Origin of the sequence: Streptomyces radiopugnans (assembly GCF_900110735.1) — a bacterium.
Taxonomy (GTDB): domain Bacteria; phylum Actinomycetota; class Actinomycetes; order Streptomycetales; family Streptomycetaceae; genus Streptomyces; species Streptomyces radiopugnans.
In genome coordinates, this window is the sequence record NZ_FOET01000016.1 from 60,110 (window position 1) to 76,324 (window position 16,215).

The following is a 16,215-nucleotide window of genomic DNA, read 5'->3' on the forward strand; positions in this document are numbered from 1 at the left end:
TCAGCGAGGAGCGAACCGCGTGACCGCCGAGACTCCCCTGGCCTCCGGCAGGGGAAACCCCATGCCGTCCACCGCCCTGCTCACGGGCGCGGACCGTGACGGTTCCAACTACACCGCGCGGCACCTGCTCGTCCTCGAGGGGCTGGAGGCGGTGCGCAAGCGGCCCGGCATGTACATCGGCTCCACCGACAGCCGCGGCCTCATGCACTGCCTCTGGGAGATCATCGACAACTCGGTCGACGAGGCCCTCGGAGGGCACTGCGACCACATCGAGGTCATCCTCCGGGAGGACGGCTCCGTCGAGGTGCAGGACAACGGCCGCGGCATCCCCGTCGACATCGAGCCCAAGACGGGACTGTCGGGCGTCGAGGTCGTGATGACCAAACTGCACGCCGGCGGAAAGTTCGGAGGCGGCTCGTACGCGGCCTCCGGCGGTCTGCACGGCGTCGGCGCGTCCGTCGTCAACGCCCTGTCCGCCCGCCTCGACGTCGAGGTGGACCGCGACGGCCGCACGCACTCCGTCAGCTTCCGGCGCGGCGTCCCGGGCATCTTCACCGAGTCCGGTCCGGACGCCCCCTTCGACCCGACGAGCGGCCTGCGCAAGGGCAAGAAGATCCCCAAGACCCGTACCGGCACCCGTGTGCGGTACTGGGCCGACCGCCAGATCTTCCTCAAGGACGCCCGGCTCTCCTTGGAGAACCTGCACGCACGTGCCCGCCAGACCGCCTTCCTGGTGCCCGGCCTGACGATCGTCGTCCGCGACGAGCGCGGGCTCGACGGCGCGTCGCCCGGGAAGCCCGAGGAGGAGGTCTTCCACTACGACGGCGGCATCAGCGAGTTCTGCGAGTACCTCGCCCCGGACCGGCCGCTGTGCGACGTGCTGCGCCTGACGGGCCAGGGCACCTTCAAGGAGACCGTCCCCGTCCTGGACGAGCGCGGCCACATGATCCCCACCGAGGTCACCCGCGAGCTGGGCGTGGACGTCGCGCTGCGCTGGGGGACGGGGTACGACACCACGGTCAGGTCGTTCGTCAACATCATCGCCACACCCAAGGGCGGCACCCATGTCGCGGGCTTCGAGCGCGCGGTCACCCGCACGGTGAACGAGGTGCTGCGCTCCGCCAAGCTGCTGCGCGTCGCCGAGGACGACATCGTCAAGGACGACGCCCTGGAGGGCATGACGGCGGTCGTCACCGTGCGGCTGGCCGAGCCGCAGTTCGAGGGGCAGACCAAGGAGGTGCTGGGCACCTCGGCCGCCTCCCGGATCGTCGCCCAGGTGGTCTCCAAGGAGCTCAAGGCCTTTCTGACCTCCACCAAGCGCGACGCCAGGCAGCAGGCCCGCTCGGTGCTGGAGAAGGCCGTGGCCGCGGCCCGCACCCGCATCGCCGCACGCCAGCACAAGGAGGCCCAGCGCCGCAAGACCGCGCTGGAGTCCTCCGCCCTGCCGGCCAAGCTCGCCGACTGCCGCAGCGACGACGTCGAGCGCAGCGAGCTGTTCATCGTCGAGGGGGACTCGGCGCTCGGCACCGCCAAACTCGCCCGGAACTCCGAGTTCCAGGCACTGCTGCCGATCCGCGGCAAGATCCTCAACGTCCAGAAGTCGTCCGTCTCCGACATGCTGAAGAACGCCGAGTGCGGCGCGATCATCCAGGTCATAGGGGCGGGCTCCGGCCGGACGTTCGACATCGACCAGGCCCGCTACGGCAAGGTCATCTTCCTGGCCGACGCCGACGTCGACGGCGCGCACATCCGCTGCCTGCTGCTGACGCTCTTCCAGCGCTACATGAGGCCGATGGTCGAGCAGGGCCGGGTCTTCTCGGCGGTGCCGCCGCTGCACCGGATCGAGCTGATCAACCCCCGGCGGGGCCAGGCGAAGTACATCTACACCTACTCCGACAACGAGCTGCGCCAGACCCTGCTGGAGCTGCAGGGCAAGGGGATCCGCTTCAAGGACTCCATCCAGCGCTACAAGGGTCTGGGCGAGATGGACGCCGACCAGCTCGCGGAGACGACGATGGATCCGCGCCACCGCACCCTGCGGCGCATCAACATCAGCGACCTGGAGGCCGCCGAGAAGACCTTCGACCTGCTGATGGGCAACGAGGTCGCGCCGCGCAAGGAGTTCATCACCACTTCCGCGGCCACGCTGGACCGCTCCCGGATCGACGTCTGACCCGCGGAGTCCCAGGCCCTCCGCCGCCTTCGCCGCGCCTCCGCCCCCGGCCCGTCCGGGGGCGGAGGCGCGGCTCTTTCGGCCCAGGTCACGGCCCGGCGGCCCGCCGGGCCGCGGGAGCGGCTCGGTGAATCCTCCCCTGAAAGGGTGAAGAGTCCGGATTGGTCTCCCGTGAGGCCCGGAGCCCTGCCCATCCTGGGACATGCGGATCGACGACCCCTGGCACGACACCCTCGCCTCCGGCTGGGGGGAGGAGCACGGCGCCACCGCGGCGCCCTTCCCCCGGCGGGCCGCTCCCGGCACGGCGGCCGCCACCGCCGCCCGCCTCACCCGCCCCCGCGGAGCCGCCCTCCGCGGGACGCGCGGTCGCCACCGCCGCCTCGTCCTGTCCGCCGGCGCCGCCCTCCTCGCCTGCCACCTGGCGTACCTGGTCGCGGTCACCGCCGTGCCCGCCGCTGCGGGCCGGACACTGGGCGGCGGACCCGTCACGGCGGGCACGGCCGCCGGGCTCGCGCAGTTCGCCGCCGTCTGCCTGCTGGTTTGGGCGTACGCCCGCCACACGCGTCCGCGCAGGGACGGGCGCGTGGAGGCCTCCGAGCCGTGCCGGTGCGGACACGAACCGTTCGGCGCGGCGGGCACGGCGGCCCAGGGGAGGGGAGACCGGGCCCGGTGACCGGCGCGCGACCGGGCCACGCCCCGCCCCGGCCCCGGGGGAAGGTGGGTCAGAGCGGGGTCACGTCCACGGCCGTCATGCGGGGCTGTACGGCGGGGACGGCGCCGCAGCTCGCGGCCACGGGCGGGACGTCGGTGTCCTCGGTGACCGTGACACGCCAGGAACGGCCGTCGGTGTGGGCCACCGTGACGCTCCACCGCGGGGCGGCGCCCGCGGTGCCGGTGACCGCCAGGGCGTCGGCGCCCGCCTCGCCCGTCAGCTCGCGCACCGCCAGATCGGCGGCCTGGCCCGGCCGGTCCCAGGCGGACCGGCCCCGGCACCCGTCGGTGGCGATCCGGCCGCGCCGCAACTCGTCCAGCACGCCCTTGACGGCGTGGCCCCCCAGCCTGCCGTACACGTAGCCGTACGGCAGGACCAGCAGGGTGGGGGCGAAGCGATGGCCGCCGATGTGGGTGGTCTCCCACACCTCGCAGGCCTCCGAGGCCGCCAGTTCGGCCGCCAGCGGGCGGCCCAGGGCGGCGCAGCAGCGGTCGCGCCTGCCGTTGGTGCACACCAGGGCCAGGGGATCGCCGCCGTACGGCTCCCACAGCCCGCCGTGGTCGCCCGCGCCCAGCGAGGCCATGGCGGTCGCGTCGAGGCCGTACAACTCGTCCGGGCCGGTGAGCAGGGCGGTACGCACCCAGGACCGGCCGGGGAGGGTGTGGGCGAGGTAGACGCGGCGGAGGGCGGGTCCGTGGCGGTCCGGATGGCGGCCGGGGCGGCGGATCAGCGCGACCCGTACGCCGGTGCCGTCGGCGGCCCGCTCCAGCGCACGGCCGAGCACCGGGTCGAGACGGCTGTCGGTGAGGGCCTTGGCCCCCCACGGCCCGGGCTGCTCGACCAGCAGCCACGTCCGGGCGGTCGCGGCGGTGGCGGCCGGCGGTTCGGCCAGCGCCCGGGAGGCGGTCGAACAGGTACTCACACAGGGGAGCCTAACCGCTCGCGCCCGGGGAGTCCTCCCGGTGGAACGGGGCGGGCCCGGCCGGGTCCCCGCAGAGCCGTGCGGGCGCGGGTGCGGGTGTGGGGCGGGGGGCGGGTGGGATCGGGGACGGGAGGGGCCGTCGGCTACCATCGGCAGCCGTTCCGGTACGGCTGCCACCCGCACGATGGAGGCGCGAGCTTGGTCAGGAAGCGGATCCCGGTCGTCGTGCTCGCCGGTTTCCTCGGGTCCGGGAAGACCACCCTTCTCAACCACCTCCTCGCCCACAGCGGGGGCACCCGCATCGGTGTGGTCGTCAACGACTTCGGCAGCATCGAGATCGACGCCATGTCGGTGGCCGGGCAGGTCGACTCGATGATCTCCCTGGGCAACGGCTGCCTGTGCTGCGCCGTCGACACCAGCGACCTGGACGCCATGCTGGAGCGCCTCGCGCGCCCCTCGGCCCGCATCGACGTCATCGTGGTGGAGGCCAGCGGCCTCGCGGAGCCGCAGACCCTGATCCGCATGATCCTTTCCAGCGCCGAGGAGAACATCGTCTACGGCGGGCTGGTGGAGGTCGTCGACGCCGCGGAGTTCGAGGGCACCCGGGCCAGGCACCCGGAACTCGAACGGCATGTGGCGATGGCCGATCTGGTGGTGCTCAACAAGGCGGACCGGGCCGGTGAGCAGGAGCTGTCCGCCCTGACCGGTGAGCTGCGGAGGATCGGCCGGGGCGTGCCCGTCGTCCGCGCCTCCCACGGGCGCGTCGACCCGGAGCTGCTCTTCGACCCGCGCCCCCGCGACGACGGCGCGCAGGGGATGCGGCAGCTCTCCTTCGAGGACGTGTGGGCCGAGATCCGCGAGGCCGGGCGCGGATGCGGCGAAGGGCACGACGGGCACCTCCACGCCGCCTACCAGAGCGTGGAGTTCACCACCGACGAGCCGGTGGACCCGCGCAGGCTCATGGAGTTCCTGGACGGCAGGCCCGACGGCCTGTACCGGATCAAGGGCTTCGTCCACTTCGGCGTGCCCGGCCACCGGGAGAAGTACGGGCTGCACGCGGTCGGCCGCTTCCTGCGCTTCAGTCCCGGGGCGTGGGGGAGCGGCGAGCCGCGTCTGACCCAGCTCGTGCTGATCGGCTCCGGTATCGACGCCGACGCGGTGCGCGAGGAGCTGGCCTCCTGCGCGGCCTCAGGCTCGCCGGAGGAGGCGAGCCCCGACAGCATGTGGGGCGTCCTGCGCTACGTGCGGCCCTGAGCGCGCCGCTTCGCGGGGCGGTGCGGTGCGGCGGCCCGGCCCGTGGCCGCCGCACCGGGAGTCACACCGGGACGTCACACCGGCCCGGCGACCACCGAGACCGGCTTGGCCAGCGGAGTGCCCGAGCCGTCGCGCCGCGGGTCCGGTTCCGGCAGGTCCACCGGCGAGCCCTTGGCGTCCGCCGCGCGAGCGGGCGCGGCACCGGCCCAGGCGAAGGTCAGATGGTCCTCGCCCTTGAGGAAGCGCTGGCAGCGCACCCCGCCCGTGGCCCGGCCCTTGCGCGGATACTGGTCGAACGGCGTCAGCTTGGCCGTGCCCACCTCGCCGACCAGCGTGTCGTGCGAGCCCGCGACCGTGAAGACCACCGCGTCGGCGGCCGGGTCGACGGCGGTGAAGGAGATCACCTTCGCCCCCTGGCCCAGCTTGACGCCCGCCACACCGCCGGCCGGGCGCCCCTGCGGCCTGACCTGCCCGGCGGGGAAGCGGAGCAGCTGCGCCTCGTCGGTGATGAAGACCAGGTCCTCCTCGCCGGTGCGCAGTTCCACCGCGCCGACGATCCGGTCGCCCTCCCTGAGGGTGATGACCTCCAACTCGCCCTTGTTGGAGGGGTAGTCGGGCACCACCCGTTTGACCACGCCCTGTTCCGTGCCCAGCGCCAGCCCCGGTGAGGACTCGTCCAGAGTGGTGAGGCACACCAGTTCCTCGCCATCCCGCAGGGACAGGAACTCCGTGAACCGGGCACCGCCCGCCAGGTTCGGCGCGGAGTTCTCCGGGAGCTGCGGCAGGTCGATGACCGAGATCCGCAGCAGGCGCCCGGCGGAGGTCACCGCCCCCACCTCGCCCCGGGCCGTCGCGGGGACGGCCGAGACCACCACGTCGTGCTTGCGGCGCTTGGCGGAGGAGTCGAAGGCCGGCTCGCCTCCCGCGGTGCGGGCCAGCAGCCCGGTGGAGGACAGCAGCACCCGGCACGGATCGTCCGCCACCTGGAGCGGGACGGCCGCCGCCGGAACGTCCGCCGAGGACAGCAGTTCGGTGCGGCGCGGGGTGCCGTACTTCCTGGCGACCGCGGACAGCTCCGAGGAGACCAGCTTGCGCAGCTCCGCGTCGGACTCCAGGATGCGGGTCAGCTCCTCGATCTCGGCTTTCAGCCGGTCGCGCTCGGCCTCCAGCTCGATGCGGTCGAACTTCGTCAGCCTGCGCAGCGGGGTGTCCAGGATGTACTGCGTCTGCACCTCGGACAGGCCGAACCGGGCGATCAGCGACTCCTTGGCCTGTGCGGCGTTCTCGCTGGAGCGGATGATCCGGATGACCTCGTCGATGTCGACCAGCGCCACCAGCAGGCCCTCGACCAGGTGCAGCCGGTCGCGCCGCTTGCCGCGCCGGAACTCGCTGCGCCGCCGCACCACGGTGAAGCGGTGGTCGACGTAGACCTCCAGCAGCTCCTTCAGCCCCAGCGTCAGCGGCTGGCCGTCGACCAGGGCCACGTTGTTGATGCCGAAGGACTCCTCCATCGGCGTCAGCTTGTAGAGCTGCTCCAGCACGGCCTCGGGGTTGAAGCCGTTCTTGATCTCGATGACCAGCCGCAGCCCGTGCTCGCGGTCGGTGAGGTCCTTGACGTCGGCGATGCCCTGGATCTTCTTGCCGTTGACCAGGTCCTTGATCTTGGAGATGACCTTCTCGGGGCCGACGTTGAAGGGCAGTTCGGTGACGACCAGGCCCTTGCGCCGCGCGGTGACGTTCTCCACGGAGACCGTGGCGCGGATCTTGAAGGTGCCGCGCCCCTTGGCGTAGGCGTCCTTGATGCCCTCCAGCCCGACGATCCGGCCGCCGGTGGGCAGGTCCGGGCCCGGCACGAAACGCATCAGCGTCTCCAGGTCCGCGCCGGGGTGCCTGATCAGGTGCCGGGCGGCGGCGATCACCTCGCCCAGGTTGTGCGGGGGCATGTTGGTGGCCATGCCGACGGCGATGCCGGAGGCACCGTTGACCAGCAGGTTCGGGTAGGCCGAGGGCAGTACGGACGGCTCGGACTCGCTGCCGTCGTAGTTGGGCGCGAAGTCGACGGTGTCCTCGTCGATCGACTCGACCATCAGCCCGGCCGCCGGGGCCGAGCGGCACTCGGTGTACCGCATGGCGGCGGGCGGGTCGTCGTTGCCCAGCGAGCCGAAGTTCCCGTGCCCGTCCACCAGCGGCAGCCGCATGGAGAAGGGCTGGGCCAGGCGCACCAGCGCGTCGTAGATGGCGCTGTCGCCGTGCGGATGGAGCTTGCCCATCACCTCGCCGACGACGCGCGCGCACTTGACGTAGCCGCGCTCCGGCCGCAGCCCCATCTCGTGCATCTGGTAGAGGATCCGCCGGTGGACCGGCTTGAGTCCGTCGCGCGCGTCGGGCAGGGCGCGAGAGTAGATGACCGAGTAGGCGTACTCCAGGAAGGAGCCCTGCATCTCGTCGACGACGTCGATGTCGAGGACGCGCTCCTCGAACTCTCCCCCGGGCGGCGGGGTCTTCGTGCTGCGGCGGGCCATCGCGGCTGCGACTCCTTCTTGCGTACTGCGGACTGTGTGTCCCCGTACCGGGGCAGGGGACGGACGGGCACCATTGTGGACCTCGGCACCGACAGTCCGGCCCCCGCCCCGAACCGTACGGGAACTTCGCGCTTTGTCCGGTCGCTTGCATACAGTGACCACACACGCGTTGTGAGAACGCGGTCCGCGATCGCGATCGAAGGGACTCCCTGCCCATGGCTCACACGGCCTCCCCTCCGCCCACCGCCGGCGGCCTGACGGCGACCGAGCACCGGCTGGCCAACGGCCTGCGCGTGGTGCTCTCCGAGGACCACCAGACGCCGGTCGCCGCGGTCTGCCTCTGGTACGACGTCGGATCGCGCCACGAGGTCGCCGGGCGCACGGGTCTGGCACACCTCTTCGAGCACCTGATGTTCCAGGGATCGGCACAGGTGAAGGGGAACGGCCACTTCGAGCTGGTGCAGGGGGCGGGCGGCTCGCTCAACGGCACCACCAGCTTCGAGCGCACCAACTACTTCGAGACGATGCCCGCCCACCAGCTGGAGCTGGCGCTGTGGCTGGAGGCCGACCGCATGGGGTCGCTGCTGGCCGCCCTGGACGAGGAGTCCATGGAGAACCAGCGCGACGTGGTGAAGAACGAGCGCCGCCAGCGGTACGACAACGTGCCCTACGGCACGGCGTTCGAGAGGCTGACGGCGATGGTCTACCCAGAGGGCCACCCGTACCACCACACCCCCATCGGCTCCATGGCCGACCTGGACGCCGCCTCCCTGGAGGACGCGCGGGACTTCTTCCGCACCTACTACGCGCCGAACAACGCCGTACTGGCGGTCGTCGGAGACATCGACCCGCAGCGGACGCTCGCCTGGGTCGAGAAGTACTTCGGCTCCATCCCCTCCCACGAGGGCAAGCGGCCGCCGCGCGACGGCTCCCTGCCGGAGGTCATCGGCGAGGAGGTCAAGCAGATCCTCCACGAGGAGGTGCCCTCCCGCGCGATGATGGCCGCCTACCGGCTGCCGCACGACGGCACCCGTGAGGCGGACGCCGCCGACCTGGCGCTGACGGTGCTCGGCGGTGGCGACTCCTCCCGCCTGCAGACCCGCCTGGTCCGCCGCGACCGCACCGCCGTCACCGCCGGTTTCGGCATGCTGCGGCTGGCGGGGGCGCCCTCGATGGGGTGGCTGGACGTGAAGGCCTCCGGCGACGCCGAGATCGCCGACATCGAGCGGGCGGTCGACGAGGAGCTGGCCCGCTTCGCCGAGGAGGGGCCGACCCCGGCGGAGATGGAGCGCGCCCAGGCGCTGCTGGAGCGCGAGTGGCTGGACCGGCTGGCCACGGTCGGCGGCCGCGCCGACGAGCTGTGCCGCTACGCGGTGCTGTTCGGCGACCCCCAGCTCGCCCTGACCGCTGTGGAGCGCGTGCTCCAGGTCACCGCCGACGAGGTGCGCGAGGTGGCCGCGGCCCGGCTGCGCCCCGACAACCGCGCGGTGCTGATCTACGAGCCCACCCAGGTGACCGCCCCCGACACCGGGGCCGACGTCTCCGAGGGCGCCACCGTCTCCGAGACCGGCGCCGCCGCCGACACCCACGACCAGGAGGCCGCTCAGTGAGCGACGCCACGGCCCAGAACGGAATGTCGATGGAGTTCCACCCCCAGCCCCGCGGCGGCGAGCCCCGGCCGTGGGCGTTCCCCGCCCCCGAGCGCGGCGAACTGCCCAACGGGCTGACCGTGCTGCGCTGCCACCGCCCCGGCCAGAAGGTCGTGGCCGTCGAGGTCAACCTCGTCGCGCCGCTGGAGGCCGAGCCCCGCGACCTGGAGGGTGTGGCCGGGATCATGGCCCGGGCGCTGAGCGAGGGCACCGACCGGCACAGCGCCGAGGAGTTCGCCGCCGAGCTGGAGCGGTGCGGCGCCACCCTGGACGCGCACGCCGACCACCCCGGTGTACGGGTCTCCCTGGAGGTCCCCGCCTCCCGGCTGACCAGGGCGCTGGGTCTGCTCGCCGACGCACTGCGCGCCCCCGCCTTCCCCGAGGGCGAGGTCGAGAGGCTGGTGCGCAACCGCCTGGACGAGATCCCGCACGAGCTGGCCAATCCCGCCCGCCGGGCGGCCATCGCACTGTCGAAGGAGCTGTTCCCGGCCGACTCCCGGCTCTCGCGTCCCCGCCAGGGAGCCGAGGAGACCATCAGGAACATCGACGCCGCGGCGGTGCGCGCCTTCTACGCGGAGCATGTGCGGCCCTCGACGGCCACGGCCGTGGTGGTCGGCGACTTCACCGGGGTGGACCTGGACAAGGCGCTGGCCGAGACCCTCGGGGACTGGAAGGGCGCGGCCGCCGGGCCCCGCCCGGTCCCGCCGATCACCGCGGACGACACCGGCCGGGTGGTCGTCGTGGACCGGCCCGGAGCGGTGCAGACCCAGCTCCTCATCGGCCGGATCGGCCCCGACCGGCACGACCGGGTCTGGCCCGCCCAGGTGCTCGGCACGTACTGCCTGGGCGGCACGCTCACCTCCCGCCTGGACCGGGTGCTGCGCGAGGAGAAGGGCTACACCTACGGCGTACGGGCCTTCGCCCAGGTGCTGCGCTCCTCGCCCGAGGGCACCGGCGCCTCGATGCTGGCGATCAACGGCTCGGTGGCCACCGATGTGACGGGTCCCGCGCTGGAGGACCTGTGGCGCGTGCTGCGCACCCTGGCGGAGGAGGGCCTCACCGACGCCGAGCGCGACACGGCCGTGCAGAACCTGGTGGGGGTCGCCCCGCTGCGTTACGAGACGGCGGCGGCCGTGGCCGGCACCCTCGCCGACCAGGTGGAGCAGCACCTTCCCGACGACTACCAGGCGAAGCTGTACGCCCGCCTGGCCGAGACCGGCACCGTGGAGGCGACGGCGGCGGCCGTGGCCGCCTTCCCCGCGGACCGCCTGGTGACGGTGCTGGTGGGAGACGCGTCACAGATCGCCGACACGGTGCGCGACCTGGGCATCGGAGAGGTGACGGTCGTCACGGACCAGTGATCCCCGGCCGCACCGCGGCGGCTGTGCGACGGAAGGCCCTTGGTGGGGTTGCCACACCAAGGGCCTTCCGTATGTCCGGTTTTGGGCTGTTCCGGTGGGTGGCCTGTGTGGTGTGGCCTACAAAAGACGCTATTTGCTTGCTCGCTCAAATTTGTCCGTTTAGCGTCGATCCCGCTGCCCGTCAGAAGTGACCGCGACCGCGGCCGACGGCAGTGATCGCCGAGTCCCCCGAGCGGGGGAGCCGGGGACCCACCCTCCCGCCCTTCTGCGCGGGAGCGGTCCTCCTCCGAGGCACCTGGGGTGAATCGGGCCGTGCGCCCGTAGGAGACCTTCCTGCTCCGAACCCGACAGCTAACCCGGTAGGCGAGAAGGAAGGAAAGGAGTACGCCTCCCATGGCGTTCACCCGTGCCACCGCGCAGCTCGCCGAGAAGCTGACCGAGAAGCTCACCGGGCTCACCGAGAGCCTCACCGAGAAGCACCACCTCTCCAGCCGCTCCGTGCGCACCCGCGCCGGTCTGGTCGGAGCCGCCGCCGTCGCCGTCACCGGCGTGGTCGGCGCCGCCGCCACCCCCGCGATCGCCACTCCGGACGAGGGCTCGCGAACCTACGCCCTGGGCTTCGTCCAGGCCATGGCCGTCGGCGACACGATCGCCGACGACGTCAGGGCCCAGGCCCAGGCCCAGCAGCGCGTCGCCGACGCCGCCGCGGAGAAGGCGGCCGAGGAGAGGGCCGCGAAGGAGAAGGCCGCGAAGGCCGCCGAGAAGCGCCGGGCCGCCAAGGAGCGCGAGGCCGCCAAGGAGCGCGAGACCGCTGAGAAGAAGCGCGCGAACGAGCGCGCCGACCGCTCCGCCGAGCGCCGCTCGGCCACCGGCTACGTCGACCCGGTCGCGGGCGTGGACACCACCACCACCTACAAGCAGGCCGGTGCCTCCTGGTCCTCCGGCAAGCACAGCGGCATCGACTTCCCCGCCAACACGGGCACCCCGGTGCGGTCCGTCGGCCCGGGCACCGTGGTGACGGTCGGCTGGGGCGGCGCGTACGGCAACCAGATCGTCATCCGCCACGACGACGGCAAGTACACCCAGTACGCCCACCTGTCCGCCACGAAGGTCTCGGCCGGCCAGAAGGTCGACGGCGGCCAGCAGATCGGCGCGGTCGGCTCCACCGGCAACAGCACCGGTCCGCACCTGCACTTCGAGGCCCGCAACGGCGCCTACTACGGCTCGGACTTCAACCCGATCACCTATCTGGCCGGCAAGGGCGTCGACGTCTGACGGACCCGGTCCGCAGGGCACCCGGAAATCACGCACCGGCATCCGCCGCGCGGCCCGCGAGGTCGCGCGGCGGATGTTTTCACGTCTGTTTTCCGGCGGGCATCGGAAAACGCGTGGCAGTGGAATACAGTTCGTCTCTGCGGTACTTCGGGAAACATGGAGACGGCGGCGGAGGTCGGCCCATGCGCATTTCCGCGCACATGGTGTGCAGCGCGGTCCGTGACGACATCGTCTCCGGTGTGTTCCCGCCCGGGGCCCGGCTCACCGAGGAACTCCTCGCCAGGCGCTACGGCGTCTCGCGCGTCCCGGTGCGAGAGGCCCTGCGGACCCTGGAGTCGGAGGGCTTCGTCGTCTCCCGCCGCCACGCGGGCGCCTGCGTCGCCCAGCCCACCGAGCAGGAGGCCGCCGACCTGCTCGACATCCGCGCCCTGCTGGAGCCGCTGGGTACCGCGCGGGCCGCCCGGCGCCGCACCGAGGCGCAGCTGAGGGTGCTGCGCGGGCTGGTCCGCCTGGGCCTGCAGCGCGCGGAGAGCGGCCGGCTGTCCGATCTGGGGGCCCTGGAGGACTGGTACCACGAGACGCTGGCCCGGGCGTCGGGCAGTCCCAGCCTGGCCGCGCTGCTCACACAGCTGCGCCGCAAGATCAACTGGGTGTACGCCGCGGAACCGCCGCTGCGCGCGGTCGCCGTGTGGCGGGAGCACGGAGCCGTCGTGGACGCCGTCGCGCGCGGCGACGCGGAGCGGGCGCGCGCCCTGGCGAGCGAGCACGTGGAACGCTCCGTCGCGGTGCGCCGCGAGCAGCGGCCGGTGGCCGCGCGCGACGGCCGCCGGAAAGGCCCGGTGAGAAGAACGAAACACACCGTAAACACGCCGTGTGACAATTCGTAACAGGAATTGTGTACACAGGACGGGAATGCAAGGGGAATGCGCGCCCGAAATTCTTCGGGTGCGGAAAAAGGCTGCGGGGCGTCGCCCCGCAGCCTTTGCCGGTGTCTTCCTCCGGTGATTTCCGCCGCGTTTCCACACCGGGTCCGTATCCAGTGCCGTGTACGGGCCCGGTCCGGCGCGGCCGGGCGCCGGACCGGGTGGCTCAGACGGCTCCGGGCAGCTCGTCCAGCCCCTCGGAGACCAGCTTCGCCAGCCGGTCCAGGGCGGTGTCGGCGTCCTCGGCCGCGGAGGCCAGCACGATCTCCTGGCCGCCCTCCACCCCCAGCCCCAGTACCGAGAGCATCGAGGCGGCGTTGACCGGTTCGCCGTCCGGCCTGGCCACGGTGACGGGGACGCCCGAGGAGGTCACGGCGCGGACGAAGATCGCGGCGGGGCGGGCGTGCAGGCCCTCGGGCCAGCCGACGGTGACACGGCGCTCTGCCATGGTGTTGCCCTTCGAGTCGAAACGGATCGGAGCGGACCGGGCCGGGTCCGGTCGGGACCGGATCGCATGTACGGGGCCCAGCCCAGCTTCGCACAGGCGGGCGCCCGGGAAGGGGAGCCGACACCTCCGCGATCTGGTGCCCGGTGACTAGGCTGACCCCCATGCGGACGCCGAGCGAGCCTGCCTACCCCGCCCACTGGGAAGCCGACGTGGTGCTGCGCGACGGCGGCACGGCCCGGGTCCGCCCCATCACGCCCGACGACGCCGAGCGCCTGGTCAGGTTCTACGAGCAGGTCTCCGACCAGTCGAAGTACTACCGCTTCTTCGCCCCCTACCCCCGGCTCTCCGACCGCGACGTACGCCGCTTCACCCACCACGACTACGTCGACCGGGTCGGCCTGGCCGCCATCGTCGGCGGCGAGTTCATCGCCACCGTCCGCTACGACCGCATCGACTCCTCCGGCCGCCCCGCCTCCCTGCCCGCCGACGAGGCCGAGGTCGCCTTCCTCGTCCGCGACGACCACCAGGGCCGCGGGGTCGGCTCCGCCCTGCTGGAGCACATCGCCGCCTGCGCCCGCGAGCGCGGGGTGCGCCGCTTCGTCGCCGAGGTGCTGCCCGCCAACACGAAGATGGTCAAGGTCTTCACGGACGCCGGCTACTCCCAGAAGCGCAGCTTCGAGGACGGCGCGGTCCACCTCACCTTCGGCATCGAACCGACCGAGCAGTCCCTGGCGGTCATGCGGGCCCGTGAGCAGCGCGCCGAGGCCCGCTCCGTGCAGCGGCTGCTGTCCCCCGGTGTGGTCGCGGTCATCGGCGCCAGCCGCAACCCGGGCGGGGCCGGGCGCACCGTCCTGGAGAGCCTGCGCACGGCCGGCTTCACCGGCCGCGTCCACGCCGTCAACCGCGCGCTGGAGGAGGGCCGCGCCGAGATCGACTCGGTGCCCGCCCACCGCTCGGTGCGCGACGTCCCCGAGCCCGTCGACCTCGCCGTCGTCGCCGTCCCCGCCCGGGAGGTGCCCGGGGTGGTCGCCGAGTGCGGGGAGCGGGGCGTGCAGGGACTGGTCGTCCTCTCCGCCGACTTCGGCCGCGACGCGCAGCGCGAACTGGTGCGGCAGGCCCGCTCCTACGGGATGCGCATCATCGGGCCCAACGCCTTCGGCCTGATCAACACCGCCCCGGACGTCCGGCTCAACGCCACCCTGTCGCCCGAGACGCCCGAACGCGGCCGCATCGGGCTGTTCACGCAGTCCGGGGCCATCGGCATCGCCGTGCTCGCCGGGCTGCACCGCCGCGGCCGGGGGGCCGGCGGCGTCTCCACCTTCGTCTCGGCCGGCAACCGCGCCGACGTCTCCGGCAACGACGTGCTCCAGTACTGGGACGACGACCCCGACACCGATGTCGTCCTGATGTACCTGGAGTCCTTCGGCAACCCCAGGAAGTTCAACCGCCTGGCCCGGCGCACCGCCGCCCGCAAGCCGATCGTCGTGGTCAAGGGCGCCCGCCACAACGCCAGCGCCCCGCCCCCCGGCCACGCCGTCCCGGCCGGCCGCACCCCCGACGCCACGGTCTCCTCGCTGCTGCGGCAGGCCGGGGTCATCCGCGTCGACACCGTCACCGAACTCGTCGACGCCGGCGTGCTGCTGGCCACCCAGCCGCTGCCCGCCGGCCCGCGCGTGGGCATCCTGGGCAACGCCGAGTCGCTGTGCCTGCTCACCTACGACGCCTGCCTGGCGCGGGGCCTGCGCCCGCAGCCCGTCACCGACCTGACCACCGAGGCCACCCCCGAGGACTTCCGGCGGGCCCTGGCCGCCACCCTCGCCGACCCGGCCACCGACGCCGTCGTGGTCACCGCCATCCCCTGGGTGGACGCCAGCCACGGCCCGAAGGACGCGGCCCTGCTGGCCGAGTCACTGGCACAGGCGCTGCGCGAGCCGGCCGGTGGCGCGAGCGGCGGTGAGGACGGCGGCCGGAACGGCGCGGGAGCCGCGGGCGCCCCGGCCAAGCCGGTGGTCGTGGTCCATCTGGCCATCGAGGGCCTGGACGCCGCCCTCGCCGAACACCGACTGCCGGCCTACCCCGCCCCCGAGCGCGCCGTGGGCGCCCTGTCGGAGGCGGTCCGCTACGCGCAGTGGCGGCGCGACGCGGCCGAACCGGGCAGGGTGCCCGAGTACGACGACATCGACGAGGCTGCCGCCGCCGCCCTGCTGACCCGGGTGCGCGAGCCGGACCGCGGCACGCTCCGCAGCACACCCCTGAGCGGTGGGGAGGCGGCCGAACTGCTGGGCCACTACGGCGTTTCGGTGCAGCCCGTCCTGCCCGCGCCCGACGCCCGCGCCGCCCGCGCCGCCGCGAAGAGGCTGGGCTACCCCGTGGCCCTGAAGACCACCGCCCCCCATCTGCGCCACCGCCCCGACCTGGGAGGCGTACGGCTGGACATCGGCAGCGAGGCCGGACTGCGGCGCGCCTACGCCAGGATGACCGAGCAACTGGGCGATCCCGCCGAGCTGCGGCCCGTCGTCCAGGCCATGGCGCCCCGCGGCGTGGACACCGCGGTGAAGGCCACCGTCGACCCGGCCATCGGCGCGGTGCTCTCCTTCGGGCTGGCCGGCCCGCCCTCGGAACTGCTGGGCGACGTCGCCCACCGGCTCGTCCCCGTCACCGACCGGGACGCGGCCGAACTTGTCCGCTCCATCCGCTCCGCGCCCGTGCTGTTCGGCTGGCGCGGCGCCCAGCCGGTGGACACCGCCGCCCTGGAGGAACTGCTGCTGCGCGTCTCCCGGCTGGTCGAGGACCATCCCGAGGTCGTCTCCGTCGACCTGGAACCGGTGGTCGTGGCCGCCCGCGGGCTGACCGTCCTGGACGCGGCCGTCCGCGTCGCCGAGCCGCCCGCCCCCTTCGGCACGGCCCATCCCGCCTGGGCCGACCTCGGCCCCCGCCGCCTGCCCGCGTACTGATCCGCCCGGTCCCCGTAGGATG

Annotated in this window: 11 protein-coding genes and 1 riboswitch; of the genes, 8 read left to right on the top strand and 3 right to left on the bottom strand. The window is 73.2% G+C overall.

Going from position 1 to position 16,215, the window contains the following annotated elements:
* Positions 1-61: 61 nt before the first annotated feature.
* Together BMY40_RS22990 and BMY40_RS23000 are read left to right on the top strand one after the other, a co-directional pair.
* Positions 62-2,173: a DNA gyrase/topoisomerase IV subunit B gene (locus BMY40_RS22990; RefSeq protein WP_093662749.1), complete on the top strand. Its 2,112-nt coding sequence runs from the start codon at positions 62-64 to the stop codon at positions 2,171-2,173.
* A gap of 202 nt (positions 2,174-2,375) precedes the next feature.
* The gene (locus tag BMY40_RS23000) at positions 2,376-2,846 is read left to right on the top strand and encodes a DUF485 domain-containing protein (protein WP_093662697.1); all 471 of its coding nucleotides are present in this window, start codon (positions 2,376-2,378) and stop codon (positions 2,844-2,846) included.
* A 49-nt stretch (positions 2,847-2,895) separates the two neighbouring features.
* On the opposite strand, the gene BMY40_RS23005 is transcribed toward BMY40_RS23000, so the two are convergent.
* Entirely contained in the window at positions 2,896-3,807 is a 912-nt protein-coding gene (locus BMY40_RS23005; RefSeq protein ID WP_093662698.1) for a ferredoxin family protein, read from the bottom strand.
* A 198-nt stretch (positions 3,808-4,005) separates the two neighbouring features.
* Between BMY40_RS23005 and BMY40_RS23010 the strand changes: the two genes are divergently transcribed.
* Positions 4,006-5,061, top strand: coding sequence for a CobW family GTP-binding protein (locus BMY40_RS23010; protein WP_093662699.1), 1,056 nt, complete (start codon positions 4,006-4,008; stop codon positions 5,059-5,061).
* A gap of 74 nt (positions 5,062-5,135) precedes the next feature.
* On the opposite strand, the gene BMY40_RS23015 is transcribed toward BMY40_RS23010, so the two are convergent.
* Complete coding sequence (locus tag BMY40_RS23015) at positions 5,136-7,583, bottom strand: DNA gyrase/topoisomerase IV subunit A (RefSeq protein ID WP_093662700.1); 2,448 nt, start codon at positions 7,581-7,583, stop codon at positions 5,136-5,138.
* Positions 7,584-7,798: 215 nt separating this feature from the next.
* Here BMY40_RS23015 and BMY40_RS23020 point away from each other — a divergent pair, with 215 nt between their 5' ends.
* The 4 genes from BMY40_RS23020 to BMY40_RS23035 all read left to right on the top strand — a co-directional run bounded on the left by BMY40_RS23020 (position 7,799) and on the right by BMY40_RS23035 (position 12,755).
* The gene (locus BMY40_RS23020) at positions 7,799-9,193 is read left to right on the top strand and encodes a M16 family metallopeptidase (protein WP_093662701.1); all 1,395 of its coding nucleotides are present in this window, start codon (positions 7,799-7,801) and stop codon (positions 9,191-9,193) included.
* A 23-nt stretch (positions 9,194-9,216) separates the two neighbouring features.
* Entirely contained in the window at positions 9,217-10,593 is a 1,377-nt protein-coding gene (locus tag BMY40_RS23025) for a M16 family metallopeptidase (RefSeq protein ID WP_093662750.1), read from the top strand.
* A gap of 207 nt (positions 10,594-10,800) precedes the next feature.
* Positions 10,801-10,973: riboswitch (cyclic di-AMP (ydaO/yuaA leader) on the top strand.
* Between the two features lie 13 nt (positions 10,974-10,986).
* On the top strand, positions 10,987-11,868 hold the full coding sequence (locus BMY40_RS23030; RefSeq protein ID WP_093662702.1) for a M23 family metallopeptidase: 882 nt from the start codon (positions 10,987-10,989) through the stop codon (positions 11,866-11,868).
* A gap of 182 nt (positions 11,869-12,050) precedes the next feature.
* Positions 12,051-12,755, top strand: a complete 705-nt coding sequence (locus tag BMY40_RS23035) for a GntR family transcriptional regulator (RefSeq protein WP_093662703.1) — start codon at positions 12,051-12,053, stop codon at positions 12,753-12,755.
* Between the two features lie 202 nt (positions 12,756-12,957).
* On the opposite strand, the gene BMY40_RS23040 is transcribed toward BMY40_RS23035, so the two are convergent.
* Entirely contained in the window at positions 12,958-13,239 is a 282-nt protein-coding gene (locus BMY40_RS23040; protein ID WP_093662704.1) for an HPr family phosphocarrier protein, read from the bottom strand.
* Between the two features lie 161 nt (positions 13,240-13,400).
* Between BMY40_RS23040 and BMY40_RS23045 the strand changes: the two genes are divergently transcribed.
* A complete protein-coding gene (locus BMY40_RS23045) occupies positions 13,401-16,193 on the top strand; it encodes a bifunctional acetate--CoA ligase family protein/GNAT family N-acetyltransferase (RefSeq protein WP_093662705.1) in 2,793 nt (930 codons plus the stop codon).
* The last annotated feature ends 22 nt before the right edge of the window (positions 16,194-16,215 follow it).